The 16505-nt window shown below is 66.3% G+C and carries 19 protein-coding genes and 1 pseudogene; 13 read left to right on the top strand and 7 right to left on the bottom strand.

Annotated elements, in window-relative coordinates; genetic code table 11:
• Nucleotides 1-110: 110 nt before the first annotated feature.
• Nucleotides 111-1250 carry a site-2 protease family protein gene (locus ABEI27_RS07995; protein ID WP_375798878.1) on the top strand — a complete coding sequence of 380 codons (1140 nt, stop codon included), beginning with the start codon at nt 111-113 and terminating at the stop codon, nt 1248-1250.
• Nucleotides 1251-1256: 6 nt separating this feature from the next.
• On the opposite strand, the gene thiL is transcribed toward ABEI27_RS07995, so the two are convergent.
• Nucleotides 1257-2129: a thiamine-phosphate kinase gene (gene thiL / locus ABEI27_RS07990; protein WP_375798877.1), complete on the bottom strand. Its 873-nt coding sequence runs from the start codon at nt 2127-2129 to the stop codon at nt 1257-1259.
• A 140-nt stretch (nt 2130-2269) separates the two neighbouring features.
• On the opposite strand from thiL, the gene ABEI27_RS07985 reads away from it, so the two are divergent.
• The 5 genes from ABEI27_RS07985 (at nt 2270) to ABEI27_RS07965 (ending at nt 5933) form a co-directional block, all read left to right on the top strand.
• The gene (locus ABEI27_RS07985) at nt 2270-3319 is read left to right on the top strand and encodes a YbhN family protein (RefSeq protein WP_375798876.1); all 1050 of its coding nucleotides are present in this window, start codon (nt 2270-2272) and stop codon (nt 3317-3319) included.
• Between the two features lie 103 nt (nt 3320-3422).
• Complete coding sequence (locus ABEI27_RS07980) at nt 3423-3878, top strand: 30S ribosomal protein S19e (RefSeq protein ID WP_375798875.1); 456 nt, start codon at nt 3423-3425, stop codon at nt 3876-3878.
• Nucleotides 3879-3939: 61 nt separating this feature from the next.
• Nucleotides 3940-4299, top strand: coding sequence for a DNA-binding protein (locus ABEI27_RS07975; protein ID WP_375798874.1), 360 nt, complete (start codon nt 3940-3942; stop codon nt 4297-4299).
• Nucleotides 4300-4306: 7 nt separating this feature from the next.
• Nucleotides 4307-4900 (top strand): alpha hydrolase, encoded by a 594-nt coding sequence (locus ABEI27_RS07970; RefSeq protein WP_375798873.1) that lies wholly within the window; start codon nt 4307-4309, stop codon nt 4898-4900.
• A gap of 142 nt (nt 4901-5042) precedes the next feature.
• Nucleotides 5043-5933, top strand: coding sequence for an EamA family transporter (locus ABEI27_RS07965; protein WP_375798872.1), 891 nt, complete (start codon nt 5043-5045; stop codon nt 5931-5933).
• Nucleotides 5934-5975: 42 nt separating this feature from the next.
• Here ABEI27_RS07965 and ABEI27_RS07960 read toward each other — a convergent pair.
• Together ABEI27_RS07960 and ABEI27_RS07955 are read right to left on the bottom strand one after the other, a co-directional pair.
• A pseudogene (locus tag ABEI27_RS07960) lies at nt 5976-6398 on the bottom strand (zinc-binding dehydrogenase); the annotation flags it as partial.
• A gap of 12 nt (nt 6399-6410) precedes the next feature.
• Nucleotides 6411-7010, bottom strand: coding sequence for an alcohol dehydrogenase catalytic domain-containing protein (locus ABEI27_RS07955; RefSeq protein WP_375798871.1), 600 nt, complete (start codon nt 7008-7010; stop codon nt 6411-6413).
• Between the two features lie 218 nt (nt 7011-7228).
• Here ABEI27_RS07955 and hisS point away from each other — a divergent pair, with 218 nt between their 5' ends.
• Complete coding sequence (gene hisS, locus ABEI27_RS07950) at nt 7229-8524, top strand: histidine--tRNA ligase (RefSeq protein WP_375798913.1); 1296 nt, start codon at nt 7229-7231, stop codon at nt 8522-8524.
• Between the two features lie 6 nt (nt 8525-8530).
• Nucleotides 8531-9349: a tRNA pseudouridine(38-40) synthase TruA gene (truA, locus tag ABEI27_RS07945; RefSeq protein WP_375798870.1), complete on the top strand. Its 819-nt coding sequence runs from the start codon at nt 8531-8533 to the stop codon at nt 9347-9349.
• A 60-nt stretch (nt 9350-9409) separates the two neighbouring features.
• Here truA and ABEI27_RS07940 read toward each other — a convergent pair whose 3' ends face one another.
• Entirely contained in the window at nt 9410-10141 is a 732-nt protein-coding gene (locus tag ABEI27_RS07940; protein WP_375798869.1) for an SDR family oxidoreductase, read from the bottom strand.
• A 125-nt stretch (nt 10142-10266) separates the two neighbouring features.
• The gene (locus ABEI27_RS07935; protein ID WP_375798868.1) at nt 10267-10818 is read right to left on the bottom strand and encodes a GbsR/MarR family transcriptional regulator; all 552 of its coding nucleotides are present in this window, start codon (nt 10816-10818) and stop codon (nt 10267-10269) included.
• 140 nt (nt 10819-10958) lie between these two features.
• Here ABEI27_RS07935 and ABEI27_RS07930 point away from each other — a divergent pair, with 140 nt between their 5' ends.
• Genes ABEI27_RS07930 through ABEI27_RS07915 form a run of 4 tightly spaced genes read left to right on the top strand, consistent with a single transcriptional unit; the run spans nt 10959 to nt 14717 of the window.
• Entirely contained in the window at nt 10959-12506 is a 1548-nt protein-coding gene (locus ABEI27_RS07930; RefSeq protein ID WP_375798867.1) for a COG1361 S-layer family protein, read from the top strand.
• Nucleotides 12503-13240: an ABC transporter ATP-binding protein gene (locus ABEI27_RS07925; RefSeq protein WP_375798866.1), complete on the top strand. Its 738-nt coding sequence runs from the start codon at nt 12503-12505 to the stop codon at nt 13238-13240. Before ABEI27_RS07930 ends, ABEI27_RS07925 begins: the two co-directional genes overlap by 4 nt.
• Nucleotides 13237-13986 (top strand): hypothetical protein, encoded by a 750-nt coding sequence (locus ABEI27_RS07920; protein WP_375798865.1) that lies wholly within the window; start codon nt 13237-13239, stop codon nt 13984-13986. The genes ABEI27_RS07925 and ABEI27_RS07920 overlap by 4 nt, the downstream gene beginning before the upstream one ends.
• Nucleotides 13983-14717, top strand: a complete 735-nt coding sequence (locus ABEI27_RS07915; RefSeq protein WP_375798864.1) for a hypothetical protein — start codon at nt 13983-13985, stop codon at nt 14715-14717. The genes ABEI27_RS07920 and ABEI27_RS07915 overlap by 4 nt, the downstream gene beginning before the upstream one ends.
• A gap of 63 nt (nt 14718-14780) precedes the next feature.
• On the opposite strand, the gene ABEI27_RS07910 is transcribed toward ABEI27_RS07915, so the two are convergent.
• Nucleotides 14781-15227: a universal stress protein gene (locus tag ABEI27_RS07910; protein ID WP_375798863.1), complete on the bottom strand. Its 447-nt coding sequence runs from the start codon at nt 15225-15227 to the stop codon at nt 14781-14783.
• Between the two features lie 84 nt (nt 15228-15311).
• Entirely contained in the window at nt 15312-15833 is a 522-nt protein-coding gene (locus ABEI27_RS07905) for an archaemetzincin family Zn-dependent metalloprotease (RefSeq protein ID WP_375798862.1), read from the bottom strand.
• Between the two features lie 39 nt (nt 15834-15872).
• Between ABEI27_RS07905 and ABEI27_RS07900 the strand changes: the two genes are divergently transcribed.
• Nucleotides 15873-16292, top strand: a complete 420-nt coding sequence (locus tag ABEI27_RS07900) for a UPF0146 family protein (protein WP_375798861.1) — start codon at nt 15873-15875, stop codon at nt 16290-16292.
• Nucleotides 16293-16505 lie beyond the last annotated feature (213 nt).

The following is a 16505-nucleotide window of genomic DNA, read 5'->3' as shown; positions in this document are numbered from 1 at the left end:
AAACTCCCCTCGCACGGCTCGCTACCTACTGCCGTTTTCTCGTTCGGGTCTCACCGCCAGCGACGACTTTGTCGCGGAGTTTATCGGGTTGTGGGCCGTACCAACGGTCGATGGATTCCGCCGACTCGACCGCGGAACTTCCGGTTGAGACGCTTCGATCAGTGTTCCAACTCCGGGAGACCCAACGGGACGGTGACCGGGTCATCTTCTACGGCGAATCGCTCGTCCCCGAACAGATGCTCCTGCGGGAGGTGTGGCGTGCGTTCCGCGACGCCGGCTACGAGGTGCAGGTCTCGACGAGTTCGGGTGCCCGCGAGGACCTCGTCGTCGCTCGGCCCGTCACGAACGGCATCGACGGCGTCCCGTGGAAGAATCTGGGGTTGTTCCTCGCTACTGTCGTGTCGACGATGTTGGTCGGCGCGCTGACGTGGTACTACATCCCGCTTTCAGAACTCCTCGCAAACCCGCTCGCGGTGTTCCGCGCGTGGCCGTTCACTGCTGCGGTGCTCGGCGTCCTCGCGACGCACGAACTCGGGCACTACGTGATGGGCCGGTACCACGATGTCGACGTGTCGTTACCGTACGTCATCCCGTTCATCTTCCCGTTCGGGACGCTCGGCGCGATCATCCGGATGCGCGGGCAGATGCCGAACCGCAAGACGCTCTTCGACATCGGTGTCGCGGGCCCGCTCGCCGGACTAGCGGCGACGAGTGTCGTCACGGCGGTCGGCCTCTCGCTTCCGCCGATCGAGGTACCGGCGTGGGCGCTGCAGGGGACCGGGCAGGTGATCGTTTTCAACAACCCGCCGCTACTGAATCTCCTCGCGTCGCTCCTGGGCCAACCGACCGAGTACGCCGACCCCGGCGTCGCGGTCAACCCGGTCATCATCGGCGGCTGGGTGGGGATGTTTTTCACCGTTTTGAATCTCCTCCCGGTCGGTCAACTCGACGGCGGCCACATTCTTCGGGCGATGCTCGGCGAGTCTCAAGAGCGCGTGGCGGCACTCGTCCCCGCCCTCCTCTTCGGAATCGCGGGATATCTCCACTATGTGCTCGGCTACGCTCTGAACGAATCTGTGGGTCTGTGGGTGTTCTGGGGGTTGCTATCGGCGTTCATCGCGTTCAAGGGCCCGGCGAATCCGATCGACGACTCGCCGCTCGACTCGCCGCGGATCGTCGTTGGCGTCGTCACGTTCGGACTCGGCGCGCTCTGCTTCCTGCTCGTGCCGATCGAAGTGACGACCGTCTGAGGGCGGTCACTCGTGGGTGTAGCCCTCGTCGGCGAGCGGTTCGCCGTCCAGCCGAATCCCGTGCTCAGTGACCTCCCCGACAATCGAGAGCGAACCCGGGACGGCCTCTCGTGCTGCGTCCACGGCATCCGGCGGAAGCGTGCAGACGAGTTCGAAATCCTCGCCGACGGTCGTCGCCATCGTGCGCCGATCGGCCGTGTCGGTCGCGTATTCGTCGACAGCGTCGTGAACGGGGACGTCGCTCCAGACGATGTCAAAGCCCACCCCCGACGCCGCCGCGAGTTGGTGGAGAGACCGGGCGATCCCGTCCGACGAGTCCATCATCGCGGACGCGTGCGGCGCGAGCGCCGAGCCGGCGGCGACGCGCGGAGAGAACTGAAAGAGGTCGTTGCCACGTTCCACGTCACTGTCCTCGAACGCGCGGAGTCCCGCAGCCGTCCGTCCGAGAGCGCCGGTTACGCAGACGACCTCCCCCGGCTCGGCTCCCGACCGCTGGACCGGTTCGGCCGCCTCTCCTATCGCGGTCGACGCCACCGTGAACTCCGTACCGGTGTCGAGGTCACCGCCGACGTACTCGGCACCGACGCTCGCACAGACGTCCCTCGCGCCTTCGAGGAACTCCTCGAGTTCGGTCTCGACCAGGCTCGGTGCGGCGTACGCGGCGACAGCGGCAGTCGGTTCCGCGCCCATCGCAGCGACGTCCGAGAGCGACGCCCCGACCGACCGCCAGCCGGCGGTGTACCGCGTTGTTCCCGCCGGAAAGTCCGTCGTCTCGTGGAGCATATCGGTGGTCACCACGAGTCCGTCCACGACGGCGGCATCGTCGCCGGCGGCCGGGAGGGCAGCCGCGAGTCGTCGCAGCGCCGAGCGTTCGTCCATATCCGTGGTCCGACCCCGCCGGGCAAAAAACCCGATATTCGCCTTGAGGAGGCTGTCGCGGGCTTCCCGAACGTGCCCACAATTCTCACACCCATAGTGGTTTCGATGGGTTGATGCCCTGAAAGGGCAAGAGCCGTGGTATGGTCCGCGAGAACCTCCGGGCGACCGTTTTCGGGTTCGGAGGGGCTGTCGTCGTCTTCGCGCTCCTGTTCTATTTCGCCGGCATCGAAGAACTCCTGATGACTCTCCGAAGCGCCGATGTGAACTATCTCGCGCTCGTCGTCGTCGCCACACTCGCGTGGCTCGCCGCCTGGAGCCTCTCGCTGAACACCGTCCTTGGTGTCCTCGGCATCGATCTCTCGTACGTCTCCTCGTTTCTCGTCTTCGCCGGGGCGACGTTCTCCAACAACATCACGCCGTTCGGGCAGGCCGGCGGCGAACCGGTGACCGCCTACCTCATCTCCCGAGTGGCGAACGCCGAGTACGAGCGGAGTCTCGCAGCCATCGCCAGCGTCGATACGCTGAACTTCGTCCCCTCGATCTCGCTCGCGCTGGTCGGCACCGGCTACTTTGCGACGGAGGTCGCACTCGGGACGAACCGGAACCTCCTGGCTGCCATCGGGGCGGTCGTCCTGCTCGCCGTGCTCGTTCCGTCGCTGATCTACGTCGGCTGGCAGCGCCGTTACAAACTGGAAACACGGGTCGTGAGCGCTCTCACACCGCTCATCCGTTCGCTCGCCGCTCGCCTCCCTCGGGTGTCGGTGCCGACGTCGGAGGGAATCGAGCGACGGACAAACGGCTTCTTCCGAGCGATCGAGCGAGTCGCAGCCAACCCAAGCGGGCTGGCGCTGGCGCTCGGTGCCTCGGCCACCGGCTGGCTCTGTCAGATGCTCGCCCTCTGGCTCGCCTTCGGCGCGATCGGTGTCGACGTCCGACTTTCGATCGCACTCGTCGTCGTCCCTATCGCCGCGATCGCCGGCGTGACGCCGCTGCCCGGCGGTGCCGGTGGCATCGAGACCGTCCTAGTGATTCTCCTCTTGGCCGCGCCGCTGTCGCCGGTGACCGAACCGGTCGCGGTTGCGGCGGTCGTCATCTTCCGCGGTGCGGTCTACTGGGTCCCGACGATCCTCGGAGGGATCGTCGTCGCGTGGATCGGGACCGGATTCGGGATCGAGGCCGGAGCGGAGTAATCGTGCGGTTTCGACCGTCTGGATCTCGCTCCCCGAGAGACCGTCTCACGCCCCGTAGCGCCGATACGATGGCTTTAAACGACGCCGTCGGGAACTAATCGCTATGGTAAGTGTCTACGACGTTCCGGCTGACGCCCTCATCGAGGACGTCGCCGACCGCCTCGCGGACCGGATCGACGAGCCCGACTGGATCGAATTCGCGAAGACGGGTCAGACGCGCGAACTGCCCCCCCAGCAGGAGGACTTCTGGCACGTCCGTGCGGCGTCGCTCCTCCGGAAGGTCGCCAAAGAAGGACCGATCGGCGTCGACCGCCTCGCGACCCAGTACGGCGGCCGCAAACGCGGCTCGAACCGGTACCGCGTCGCCGGCAATAGCTCGGCCACCGGGAGCAAGAACGTCATCCGGACGGCGCTCCAGCAACTCGAAGAGGAAGGACTTGTCGAGACTGCAAAGGGTCAGGGCCGTCGCATCACCCCCGAGGGACAGAGTTTCCTCGACAACGCCGCCGACGAGGTCCTCGCAGAACTCGACCGGCCGGAACTCGACCGGTACGCGTAGACCACGCGCCGATGCCGAACGACGTAACGGTTTTTAGCGCTGCGACAACAATCATTTGACGATGAGTGGATCCCCTGACGACGACCGACTGGAGGAGCTCCGCGAACAGAAGATGCAAGAGCTTCGCGAACAGGCAGACGGACAGCAGGGCGGCGGCCGCGAGGGCGCTCAGGACGCCGCGCGAGAGCAGGCTGAGGCCAAGCAGGAGGCGATGCTAAAGCAGTATCTCACCGATGGGGCCCGCCAGCGCCTCAATGCGGTGGAGATGTCAAAGCCCGAGTTCGCGAAGTCCGCGAAGAAACAGATCCTCGCGCTCGCGCAGAGCGGACGGATCCAGGACCGAATCGATGAAGAGCAGATGCGCGACCTGCTCAAGGAACTACAGCCCGAATCGAAGAGCTTCGACATCCGCCGGCGATAGCGGCGTCGTGGACCTCGCACTCCTTTACAGCGGCGGGAAAGACTCGACGCTCGCCGCGCTGCTCCTCGATTCCTTCTACGACGTGACGCTCGTCACCGGCCGCTTCGGCATCACTGACGACTGGACGCACGCCGAAGCCGCCGCCGACCGGCTTGAGTACCCCTTCGACACGATCGATCTCGACCTCGACGTCGCGAGCGAGGCCGTTACCCGAATGTCCGACGACGGCTACCCCAGAAACGGAATCCAGCGGGTGCACGAGCACGCGCTCGAACGCGTCGCAGACCTCGATGTCGACGCCGTCGCCGACGGCACCCGCCGCGACGACCGGGTCCCGACACTCTCCCGGGCGCAGGCACGGAGCCTCGAGGATCGCCACAGCGTCGATTACCTCTCGCCGCTGGCCGGACTGGGCCGCCACGCTGTCGATCGGATCGTCGCCGAAGCACTCGACGTCGAGACGGGCCCGTCCGAGCAGATTCCTCGTGGCGACTACGAGGCTGAACTCCGGGCGCTACTCGCCCAGGAGCGCGACCAGGCGGCCGTGGACGCGGTGTTCCCGGACCACGAGCAGTCGTACGTCCGCGGGCTTCGGGAGTAAGCGCCGCAGGCCCCGAAAGTAAGCGCCGCACCCTTCGAGAGCGAGCGCCGCAGGCACAGGAGTACGTGTCCGCGAGTCCCAGGGGCACGCGCCTGCGAGCGGAATGGGAACCTCTTTCTCGACGAACCGACCAGAGCAACCTGTGCTCTCGCTCGGACCCGGCGTCGCGTACTCGATTGCCGCGGCCGCCGTCTGGGGAACGTACATCTTCGTCCTGAAGCGATACTTCGATGCGTATCCCGCCACGGTGCTAACCGTCGGCATCAACGCGGCGGCCATCGCGTGGTACGTCCCGATTGCCGTCCTCTCGGGAGCGTCGTTCGACTGGCTATCGGGGCTGGGCGCCCTCGTCGATGGGCCGACTGCGCTCTTCGTCTCTCTAACGACGATTCTCCTGACGGCGGCGGCGTTCCTCGTGTTCCTCCGCGCAATCGACGTCGGAGAGGTGTCGTACGTCGCGCCGATCAGCAAGATCATTCCGGTGTTCGTGCTCCCGATCGAGGTGCTCCTCCTCGGCCAGCGATTGGCTCCCGTGGAGGTCACCGGCGTCGCGGTCGCAACGCTCGCGGTCTACGTCGCCAACTACCGCGCGGGGTCGCTTCTGGACCCGCTTCGGAAGGCGGCGTCGTCGCGGGCGGCACAGTTGGCCCTCGTCAGCGCGGCGTGTTACGGCGTGAGCGACGTCGGCAAGCGCGTCGTGCTGCAGGAACTCGGCGTGCCGCTGACGCTTTGGGTCCCGATCCTCCTCGGTGGCGTGATGCTCGTGGTCCTCCCGCTGGCCGCCCGCGAGTGGGTCTCACTCCGCGCGGATCTCCCGCGCTTCGCGCTGGCGGGTGGCGGCGTCGCGCTCGGCGAGCACGTCACCTCACTCGCCTTCGCGGCCGCGCCGGCGTCGATCGCGTCACCGATCATCAACACTCAGGCGGTCGTCGCGGTCGTCCTCGGCGGGGTGCTGCTCCGCGAAGAGTCGTTCCGCATCCGACTCGTCGCCGCGGGTCTCGCCGTCACTGGTGTCGGTCTGATCGCGGCGTGAGCCGGGCCCGCAATCAGGCTGGACGGGAGCAGGCGATCCGACTCAGGGTTCGCTGATCCGGAGGATCGGCTTGATACTGTCGCCGTTTTCGGAGTCCTCGACGGCTTCTTCCATCTCCTCGAAATCGTAGTCGATGACGAGTTCGTCGAAGGGGAACTTCCCCTGTCGGTACCGTTCGATCAGATCCGGGATGAACCCCTTGGGGTTGCTGTCGCCCTCAACGACGCCCGTGATCGACCGGCCGTTGAGGATGCGACCGTTGACGTCGTAACTCGCGCGGGTACCGAGCGCCGGCGCTTCGACGACAGCGAGAGTTCCTCGCTGCGTGAGCGTGTCGACGGCCTGTTCGGCCGCGTCGGCGACGCCGGTCGTCTCGACGGCGCAGTCGGAGCCGCCGCCGGTGGCCTCCTGGACCACTGCGACCACGTCGTCGACCGTCTCGGGGTTGACCGTCTCGGTCGAGCCGAGGTCGTGCGCCTACTTCAGACGGTTGCCCCTGACATCGATCGAGACAATCTCGGTACAGCCCTTGAGATTCGCCGCCATCACCGCTGAGAGGCCGACTGAGCCCGCGCCGAAGACGGCGATCGAGGAGCCAGCCTGCGGATCGAGCGTGTTGATCACTGCGCCGGCCCCGGTCTGGACGCCGCAGCCGAGCGGTCCCAGGAGTTCGAGCGGGACGTCGTCGTCGACGGTGACGACGTTACGCTCTGTCGCAACCGCGTGGGTGGCGAACGAGGACTGCCCAAAGAAGCGGCCACTGAGTTCCTCGTCGCCACGCGAGAGCGGCGAGGTGCCGTCCTCCGGTCGGCTCCCGCCGAAGTTGTGCGCGAAGAAGTCCTCGCAGTAGACGGGATGCCCGGCGTGGCAACTGGGAAAGTCGTCGTCGTAGTCGAAACTCAGTACCACGCGGTCGCCGGGTTCCACGTCGGTGACGTTCGTGCCGACGGCCTCGACGACCCCGGACCCCTCGTGGCCCAGTACGGCCGGGAGCGGCGTCGGATACAACTGATCCCGGACGATCATATCAGTGTGACAGACCCCCGCGCCGACGGCCCCGCCCGCTCCCGTGCCCACGAGTTCACTTCGACGTGGCCGACCGGCCATCCGCCGATGTGAGTGAGCGCTTACCCAATATCATAGCCGACCGGCCATCCGCCGATGTGAGTGAGCGCTTACCCGATATCATAGCCGACCGGCCATCCGCCGATATGGCTGATCGCTCACCCGCCGTCATAGCCGACTGCCCGCACGTCTTCAACAGTTTCAAGCGCGCCACCGCCGAACTCCGGCGTATGTACGACCGACTCAAGGGCTTTCGCGACTTCTACCCCGAGGAGATGGCCCCCCGCCGGGAGGTCATCGACACGCTGGAGTCGACTGCGACACGCTACGGGTTCCGGGAAATCTCTACGCCCGCCCTCGAACGGACGCAAATGTACGTCGACAAGAGCGGCGAAGCGATTGTCGAGGAACTGTACGCCTTCGAGGACAAAGGCGGTCGCGAGGTGTCGCTGACGCCGGAACTCACGCCGACGGTCGCCCGGATGGTCGTCGCAAAACAGCAGGAACTCTCGAAGCCGATCAAGTGGTGCTCAACGCGACCGTTCTGGCGCTTCGAACAGGTCCAGCAGGGCCGATTCAGGGAGTTCTACCAGACCAACGTCGACGTCTTCGGGTCCGCGGAGCCGGAGGCCGACGCGGAGATACTGGCGTTCGCCGCCGACGCGCTCGCCGATCTGGGGCTCACGGGCGACGACTTCGAGTTCCGCGTCTCCCATCGCGACATCCTCAGCGGTCTTCTCGCCGCCTTCGATGCCGATGTCGACGCCACCGCCGCGATCCGTGCGGTCGATAAGCGGGCGAAGATCGAGCAGGCGGAGTACCTCGGCCTGCTGTCTGATGCCGGCCTCTCCTCCGAGCAGGCCGAACGGTTCGACGACCTCGTCGCCCGCGGAGATCTCGACGAAATCGCCGAATTCGGCGGCGAAGACGTCAGAGACGCGGTTGAGAACCTCCGAGACGTGCTCGCGGCGGCCGAGGACTTCGGGGCGCGCGAGTACTGCAACGTGTCGCTGACGACGGCCCGTGGTCTGGACTACTACACCGGTGTCGTATTCGAGTGCTTCGACTCGACGGGCGAGATTTCGCGATCCGTCTTCGGCGGCGGCCGGTACGACGACCTCATCGAGAGTTTCGGCGGGCAACCCATCCCGGCGGTCGGCGTCGCCCCCGGCCTCGCGCCGTTGTCGCTGCTCTGTCAGCGCGCCGGCGTCTGGCCCGAGGAGGCGCTCACGACCGACTACTACGTTCTCACGGTCGGCGACACTCGCGACGTCGCGTCCCGCATCGCCCGCGACCTCCGCGCGTCCGGCAACGTCGTCGAAGTCGACGTCTCCGACCGGAGTTTCGGCGCGCAGATGGGCTACGCCGACAGCGTCAACGCCGAGACGGTCGTCATCGTCGGCGAACAGGACCTCGCGAACGACGAGGTGACGGTGAAGGATATGTCGTCCGGCGACCAGACCACCACGCCCGTCGAGGCGTTCCCGGGCGACCGAGATGCGCCGACCTACGACGACGTGGTCTGAGCGCCCGTGCGCGCCTTCCGCGTTGCCTACGACGGCCGACCGTTCCACGGCTTCCAGCGTCAGCCCTCGGTCCCGACCGTCGAGGATGCGATCTTCGACGCTCTCGACGAACTCGGCGTGTTCGACCGCGAGGCGGAACACCGACCGGAAGGCTACGCCGCGGCCGGGCGGACCGACGCCGGTGTCTCCGCGCTCGCGCAGACTGTCGCCCTCGCGTGTCCCGAGTGGTGCACGCCACGGGCGCTCAACGGCGAACTTCCGGTCGCGATCAGCGCGTGGGCCGCCGCCGACGTGTCCCCTGATTTCCACGCGACTCACGACGCTGTCGAGCGGACGTACGTATACGACCTCTACGGCCCCGAACTGGACGACGACCGGGCTGTCACGGCCGCGAGCACGCTCTCCGACGAGCACGACTTCCACAATCTCACTCCCGACGACGACGGGACCCGGCGTGACCTCTCGCTCCGGATCGACCGCGAGGGCGACTTCGTGACGCTCTGGGTCGCGGCCGGTGGATTTCCCAGACAACTCGTCCGCCGGGTCGCCTCGGTCGTCCGGAGCGTGGCGGCCGGCGAGCGCGACCCCGAGTGGATCGACGACCTCCTCGGGTCGGAGCCGATAGCGGGGCCTGATGGCGTCCCGCCGGCCCAGCCCGAACCGCTGATCCTGGCGGACGTTACCTACCCCGGTGTGGCCTTCGAGTGCGACCCACAGGCCGCCGCGAGCGCCGTCGACGTCTTCTCGACGCGGCGGCGGGAGCATCGGACTCGTGCGCGCACCGCCGGCCGCATCGCCGACGGTGTCCGCGAGGCCGATCGATAGCCGCGCGAGTGAAGCCGACCGTGCAGCGTCGCTGGGAGTTCAGTACACGCGGCCCCGCCCTCACCAGCCGTCGAACTTGTCTCGCCGGTAGAGATCGATCTCGTGGACGGTCGATCGCTCCTGCGAGGCGGCGAACGCGATCGCCTCCGCGACCTCTTCTGGTTCAGTCACCTCACCGGGGTCGAAGCGGTCCTCGAACGACGCCCCGGACTCGCTGGCGAACTCCGTTCTGACCTCGGTGGGGTTGACGACGCTGACGCCGACGCCCTCGGAGCCGACCTGCGCCTCGACGCTGTGGGCGAATCCACGGGTCCACCACTTCGTGGCCGCATACACCGGGTTCGCGGGGCGGGGGTACTGGCCCGCGAAACTGCCGACGAACACGAGGTTCCCGTCGGTCTCCCGCAGATGGGGGATGGCCGCGCGGGTCGCGAAGAAGTACCCGTCGACGTTCGTCTCCATCATCAGCCGATAGTCCGCTGTCGATAGTTCATCGACTTCCCCGCCGACGCCGAGACCGGCGTTGTTCACGAGGACGTCGAGGCGGCCGAAGTGGTCGACTGTCGTTTCGACCATCGCCTCGACCGAACCCTCCTCGCGAACGTCTGTCGGCACGACGAGCGTCTCGGCGTCGGTTGACGATTCGATCGCCTCGGCCACAGTTTCGAGTTGCGCTCGTCGTCGCGCTGCGAGGGCGACGTCCGCACCGTCGCTGGCGAGCGCGTGCGCTGTCTCTGCACCGATTCCCGAACTGGCGCCCGTGATCAGGGCGACGCTGCCTTGCGGTGTCACGTCCGGTGGCTCACGGCCGAACGACTTGAGTCCTCGGCCGTGTTCACCGCAGCAGCGGCACGGGCTCTCACTGCAACAGTGGCACGGCACGCGCTCTCGTCCCGGCAGCGCCAGACAAGCCGGTATCAGTCGCGCTGCAGTCTGTCCAGCAGCCCAGTCAATCGCTCGATCGAACCGCTCGTGAGGATCCCCAGCAGTCGCTCGCTCCGGTCGTACATCGTTCGAAGTGATTCGATACGCTCCTGATACACGTCCGCCTGTTCGCCGTCGGCGTCTTCGAGACGCTCCGCGGCCGAGTCGAGCGCTCGCGTCATCACGTCGATCTCGCGCCGAACCTCGTGCTGGAGGAACTTCTGGATGACGTGCCAGAAGTCGGTCTCGGCCTCGTAGAACACCTTCTTGCCCTCTCCCGGCACCGCCCGGCGGTGCACCAGGTGGAGGCGGTTCATCTTCTGCATTGCAGTGCTGACAGTCGACTTGGCGTACCCGCTCTCTTCGACCAATCCGTCAAGCGAGAGCGGTTCGTTCTCGAAGAAGAGGATACCGTACAATCGTCCGTAACTCTGGTTCAGCCCGTACACTTCCGCACTCCGCTCCAGCGCCTGAATGACTTCCTCACGGGCCTGCTGCACCGCATCCTCGTCGGTTCCGTCGACGTCCTCGGCGTCTTGATTCATACAATTCGGTAACTACCGAAAATACTAAATTCTGTCGCACAGAACATTCGGAATACACCGAATATGATGAATAACACTTCCGCGGGGATTCCCCGTTCGTGGCGAATCGACGCCCTCCGGAGAGACGGAGGTGACCCCCGATGAAGCGAGTCGCCCTGGTGGTCCTGCTCGTCGCGTCGGTCGTCCTGAGTGCGGCACCGGTTGCGGCGCTGACCTCGAACCCGGAGATACAGACGGTCGTCGCCAGTCCGACGATTCAGCCCGGTGGAACCAACCACGTCTCTTTCCAACTCCTGAACGACGGCACGGGTGCTGAAGACGAGACGAGAGACGCGTACAACGTCCACATCCGACCGGCAAACACCGTCGGGCCCATCGAGGTCGATACGAACCACCTGTACGTGGCGTCGCTCCCGGACGGCGCTCCGGCGAGCCTCTCGCTTTCACTCGACGTTCCCTCGAACATCGACAGCGGCACCTACCGCGTCCCGCTTCGACTCTCGTACGAGTATAATAACGGTGCCGGCGGCGACGTCGAACGGAAAACGACGGTCTCCCTGCCCGTTCGCGTCGAGCGTGGCCCGCAGTTCGACGTCGTCGACACCGACTCGTCGGCTCCCGTCGGCGGCTCCGGCACGCTCGAAGTGACGATCCGGAACGTCGGGACGTCCGCGGCGTACGATTCGACCCTCTCGCTCTCTGCATCCTCCCCGAGCGTCTCGCTCGGATCGAGCGATTCGAGCACCCGGTTCGTGGATACCTGGGAGTGCGGCGAGAATCGCACCTTCGAGTTCGAGACGGCGCTCCGGGACAGCGCCGCCACGGGTAACTACTCGCTATCGGCGCAGATCGACTTCGAGAAGCCCGGCGGAACGACCGGATCGACACCTTCGCTGGCGGTTCCCCTCCACGCACTTCCGGAGACGACCTTCGACGTTTCGAACGTGAGCCGTTCCCTCCAGGTCGACGAGAACGGAACCGTCTCGCTGACGCTCCGGAACGACGGTCCTGTCTCCGTGGCCGACGCGACCGTCACCCTCCGCTCGCCGCACTCCGCGATCCGCGTCGCTGGCAGCGCGAACGCGACGCGCTTCGTCGGCTACTGGGCCCCCGGCGAACGCCGAACCGTCACGTACGAGGTGCGGGCCACAGCGGCCGCAGAGCCGCAGAACTACTCGCTGCTGGTCTCGGTGGCCTATCGTGGCGCGGACGGCGACTACGCCACCGACCGGATCGGTCCGATCGGCGTGACGCCCGCACCGGAGCAACCGACGTTCGCCGTCGAACCGATGAACACCACGCTCGGCATCGACAGCACGAACGCCGTCCGCGTCCGCGTTCGGAACGTCGGAAACGAGCGCCTCACCGACGTTCACGCCCATCTGGCCGTCGACGCGCCGTACGAGAGCAACAACCCGACGAGTTACGTCGCGTCGCTCCCGCCCGGCGAGAGCGTGACGATGACCTTCGAGGTGACGACGCCCGAGGACGGCGTCCCGACGCGGGACGCGATTCCGCTCACAGTAACCGCCGACACGCCCGACGACGAACGGATCACCTCCGATAGGTACTTCGTCCCGATCACGATCACTACCGCCGGTGGGACGACTCGACTCCTGTCGACGGTCGGCGTCGGCGCGGTGGCACTGGCGGTCCTCGGCGGTGCGTGGTGGTGGTACGAACGATGACCGAACGGATCGTCGGCACCGAGCGCCCGGAGTCCGAGTCGGAACCGACCGCCGGGGACCGTGACGTCGTCCTCCGCGGCTCCGACCTCGCAAAGACCTACAGTTCCCGGCTTCCGTTCGGGCGGAGCGTCGAGGTACTGACCGGCGCGAGCGTCACTATCCGGCGCGGCGAGGTCGTCGGCATCGTGGGCGGGAACGGGTCCGGGAAGTCGACGCTGATGAAGATCCTCGTGGGCGCACTCGATGCCGACGAAGGCACTGTCGACGTGAACGGTCGAGTCGGGTGGTGCCCCCAGGACGAACTGCTGTACGACCGACTGACCGTCGAGGAGACGTTCCGGTTGTTCGGTGAGGCGTACGGGATGGACCCCACCGAAATCGAGTCGGCCCGTGACCGCCTGGCCGAGACGCTGGACTTCGAGGAGTTCCTCGACTACCGGATCGATCGGCTCTCCGGCGGCAATCGGCAGAAAATCAACCTCTCGATCGCACTGATGCACGACCCCGACGTGTTGCTCCTGGACGAACCGTACACGGGGTTCGACTGGGAGACGTACCTCGCGTTCTGGGACCTCACGGCGGCACTTCGCGAGCGCGGCACGGCCGTGGCGATCATCTCGCACCTGATCAACGAACAGGAGCGGTTCGATCGGATCCTCGAACTCGCGGACGGCACCCTGACCGACGTGACCGACGAGGGGTCGAGCCAGGCCGGCGAGGAGGGGGTGCGATGACGGTGAGCCGTCCGTCGAGCGATCGGTTGCGTGTCGGCCTCGATGCGGCCGTCCGGGAGTTCGTCCGGGAGCCGATCAACGTCGCGCTGCTCGTCGTGCTCCCGCCGGTCGTCATCACGAGTTACGAGTCGATGCTGTCGGCGTTCCCACGACTCCCGTATATGACGACTGACCCCGGAGCCCTCGGCGCGACCGCCGGGACGCTCTTCGTCGCCGCGTTCCTCCCCGCGGTGATCGGACTCTTCCAGGTCATCAGCGCCCAGCGAGCCGACGAGCGCCTGTCGCTGGCTGGCTTTCCGGAACTGGCGCTCTTCGTCTCGCGCCTCGGTGCGGTCTGTCTCGCGACGCTTCTCACCGCCGCGCTCTCGCTGGGCGTCCTGGCGACGACCACCGAAGTCGAATCGCTCGCCCTCGGGTTCCTGACGCTCGCATTCGTCGGCGGACTGTATGGACTCATCGGGATGCTGATCGGGACTGTTCTCCCTCGGGAACTCGAAGGATCGCTCGTGCTCATCTTCGTCGTCGACGTGGACGAGGCGCTCGCGAGCGGGGTGATTGCGACGGACGCGGCGGCGACGAAACTCTTTCCGCTCCACTATCCCCACGAGGTGTTCCAGGTGGCGGTCGACGGGACAGCCCCCGCCGCGACCGACGTGCTCGCAGCCGCCACCTACGGGGCCATCGTCCTCGTCGCGACGTTCCTCGTTTACACGGCGCTGGCCGAAACGGGAGGTGGCGGGGGATGAACACGCTGCGGACGACCTTCGAGATGGGCGTCCGCGAGTACGCACGGACGCCGATCCTGCTTGCACTCCTGGCGTTCCTCCCGGTCTATCTGATTCTCGTCTTCCACTGGGTGATGCCAGAGAGCCGAGTGACGGTCGATATCCCGATCCAGGGCGCGATGTCCGCCGAGATGACCGCCGTCGCGACGGTCCTGACGACGCCGATGGCCGCCGCGTTCGTCGGCGGTGCCGCCGGGTTGTTCCTGATGCAGTCTGCCAGCGCAGTCGACAGTCGGCTCGCCATCGCTGGCGCCGACGCAGTCGAAATCGTGGCCGCCCGAGGCGGGGTCCTCGCGCTGGCGGCGCTCGTCGGGGGCGTCGTCTCCGTCGGCGTCCTGTCTGCGGTGATGTCGGTCGAACGTCTCCGCTGGTACCTGCTCGCAATCCTCCTTGTCGCCCTGATGTACGGTGGCCTCGGAGCGCTCGTCGGCCTCGTTCTGAACCGACTCGCCGGAGTTTACGTCCTGCTGTTCGGGCCGTTCTTCGACCTCTTCCTCGCGCAGAGTCCACTGACCGACGAGACCCACGCACTCGCGCCGTTCCTCCCCGGTCACTTCCCGATGAAACTGGCGTTCGACGCTGCGCTGACCGCGCGCGTGGTCCCGAGGAACCTGTGGTTCAGCCTCGCGTACGTAGCTGTTCTCGCACTCGGCGTCGGTCTCGGCTTCCGACGCGGCCTCCGAGTCGACTGATCCGAAGCGTCTCGGTCTCACTGCTCCTCTACCGAGTGCACCGATGGCGACACGCCGGTCGTCTCACTTGACGACCGTGACAGGAACGGTCGCCTTCTCGACCAGTCCCTTCGCGACGCTGCCGACCATCTCGACGCGCTCGGAGAGCCCTCGATGACCGACGATGATCCCGTCGACCTCGGACTGCTCGCCGTACTCGACGATCGCCTCGACGGGATCGCCGTACAGTAGCGTCGTCTCGACGTCGATGCCGGCCTCGACCGCGCGGTCACGAGCGTCGTCGAGGACGTCCTGACCGCGCTTTTCGGCGACCTCGATGTTCTCCGTGTAGATCCGATCCCCGACCTGCGTGTGCGTCGGAGCCTCCTCACCGGCATCTTCGACGAGGACGCGCGGTTCGACCGCGTACCCGACGACGAGCGACGCATCCATCTGCGCTGCTACCTCGAATGCGTGTTCGAGCGCTTCGGTACTCGGTTCCGAACCATCCACTGCGACGAGGTACTGCATTACCTCTCGGCGTTAGTCCGGAGCGCGTATAGATGTTGCTGCGGGGGGTTTCGAGTGGGACTGCGCAATGAAGTGATTTGGGCGTCAGTACAGTAACTGGCTACAGGTCCCGCAGAGGTTCTCCTCTTTCACGTCGACTTCGCGGACCGTGGGCGAAAACGACATAACGCACTTGCTGTTGTCGCAGTGTTCGAGGCCGAGCGTGTGACCGATCTCGTGGACGACCTCCTTGCGGACGCGGTCTGCGAACACTTCCGACTGTGGCTTGGTGGTGATGCCACCGTCGGAGGAGGTCTGGAGGCGATGTGTAGAGATCACGGAGCCGTTCCCGTTCAGGTACGCGAGACCGAACACGTAGTTCCGGCGACGGTAGTAGAGGTCCTGTGAGGTGATTCCGATGTTTTTTTCGCCCGTTCCGGCTCTGCTCGCCAGTTCGATGAACTGCTCAGCTCGGTACTGGTTACGGCTCCGGTCGAACGCGCCGTCGGGGATCGACTGTTCCTCCTGCACCGTGACGTCGCAGTCGTAGACCCCTCGCAGCGCGGCCGAAGCTTCGCGCTTGACTTGGGCCGAGAGGTCCCCGATCGGCACGATATCGACGTGCATAGCAGGGTTTAAGCAGGGTGGATTGATAAAGATCCCGCCGTGAATTCGCCGCCTGAGAACGCCCTCGTTGCCCGATTTGCGACGTACGGCTCAGCCGTGGAGATCGGCATCGGCCGGCGACCAGCAGTCGCTGTCGCGCTCGCTGAGCAGGGCGTTGATGTCACCGTCGTCGACATCGCCGACCCCGATCATCTGGAGGTTCCCGCCGCAGTTCCGTTCGTCCGCGACGACGTCGTTGCGGCCAGCAGACGCGACCATCCTGGCGAGGCGTACGAGGCGGCGGTACTCTACGCGTTGAACCTTCCGCCGGAACTCCACCGACCGGCGCTCGCCGTCGCCCGCGCCGTCGACGCCGACTTCCTGTTCACGACGCTCGGCTACGACCCCCCGTCCATCGCCGCGGAGACCGAGTCGCTTCCGGCGGGCGAGACGCTGTACGTCGCCCGTGGCGGTGAGTGAGTCTCACGGGGTCTTCCCGAGGTACCACACCGACCGGACGATCAGCAGCACGCCGAGCGCCCACCATAGTCCGCCGAGCCCGTACCGCGAGTCCCCGACGAGTCCGAACACCGGCTCACTGAGGAGCGACGCGTATATCACGTAGCACCCGGCGTGATCCCCGAAAGTACCGAGAGAAGCATCAGCAAGCGGCACAGTGTCTTCAGTGCCAGC

Source organism: Halobellus sp. (assembly GCF_042218505.1).
In the GTDB taxonomy this organism is placed as follows: domain Archaea; phylum Halobacteriota; class Halobacteria; order Halobacteriales; family Haloferacaceae; genus Haloquadratum.
Note: the sequence above shows the minus strand (reverse complement) of the source record. Positions and strands in the feature narration are given on the sequence as shown.

What these genes read in the sequence shown, in the direction of transcription:
- ABEI27_RS07935 (WP_375798868.1), bottom strand. Translation starts at nt 10,818, where the DNA reads ATGAATCAAGACGCCGAGGACGTCGACGGAACCGACGAGGATGCGGTG.
- ABEI27_RS07930 (WP_375798867.1), top strand. Translation starts at nt 10,959, where the DNA reads ATGAAGCGAGTCGCCCTGGTGGTCCTGCTCGTCGCGTCGGTCGTCCTG.
- ABEI27_RS07920 (WP_375798865.1), top strand. Translation starts at nt 13,237, where the DNA reads ATGACGGTGAGCCGTCCGTCGAGCGATCGGTTGCGTGTCGGCCTCGAT.
- ABEI27_RS07995 (WP_375798878.1), top strand. Translation starts at nt 111, where the DNA reads ATGGATTCCGCCGACTCGACCGCGGAACTTCCGGTTGAGACGCTTCGA.
- ABEI27_RS07985 (WP_375798876.1), top strand. Translation starts at nt 2,270, where the DNA reads ATGGTCCGCGAGAACCTCCGGGCGACCGTTTTCGGGTTCGGAGGGGCT.
- ABEI27_RS07975 (WP_375798874.1), top strand. Translation starts at nt 3,940, where the DNA reads ATGAGTGGATCCCCTGACGACGACCGACTGGAGGAGCTCCGCGAACAG.
- ABEI27_RS07905 (WP_375798862.1), bottom strand. Translation starts at nt 15,833, where the DNA reads ATGCACGTCGATATCGTGCCGATCGGGGACCTCTCGGCCCAAGTCAAG.
- ABEI27_RS07925 (WP_375798866.1), top strand. Translation starts at nt 12,503, where the DNA reads ATGACCGAACGGATCGTCGGCACCGAGCGCCCGGAGTCCGAGTCGGAA.
- ABEI27_RS07980 (WP_375798875.1), top strand. Translation starts at nt 3,423, where the DNA reads ATGGTAAGTGTCTACGACGTTCCGGCTGACGCCCTCATCGAGGACGTC.
- hisS (WP_375798913.1), top strand. Translation starts at nt 7,229, where the DNA reads ATGTACGACCGACTCAAGGGCTTTCGCGACTTCTACCCCGAGGAGATG.
- ABEI27_RS07915 (WP_375798864.1), top strand. Translation starts at nt 13,983, where the DNA reads ATGAACACGCTGCGGACGACCTTCGAGATGGGCGTCCGCGAGTACGCA.
- thiL (WP_375798877.1), bottom strand. Translation starts at nt 2,129, where the DNA reads ATGGACGAACGCTCGGCGCTGCGACGACTCGCGGCTGCCCTCCCGGCC.
- ABEI27_RS07910 (WP_375798863.1), bottom strand. Translation starts at nt 15,227, where the DNA reads ATGCAGTACCTCGTCGCAGTGGATGGTTCGGAACCGAGTACCGAAGCG.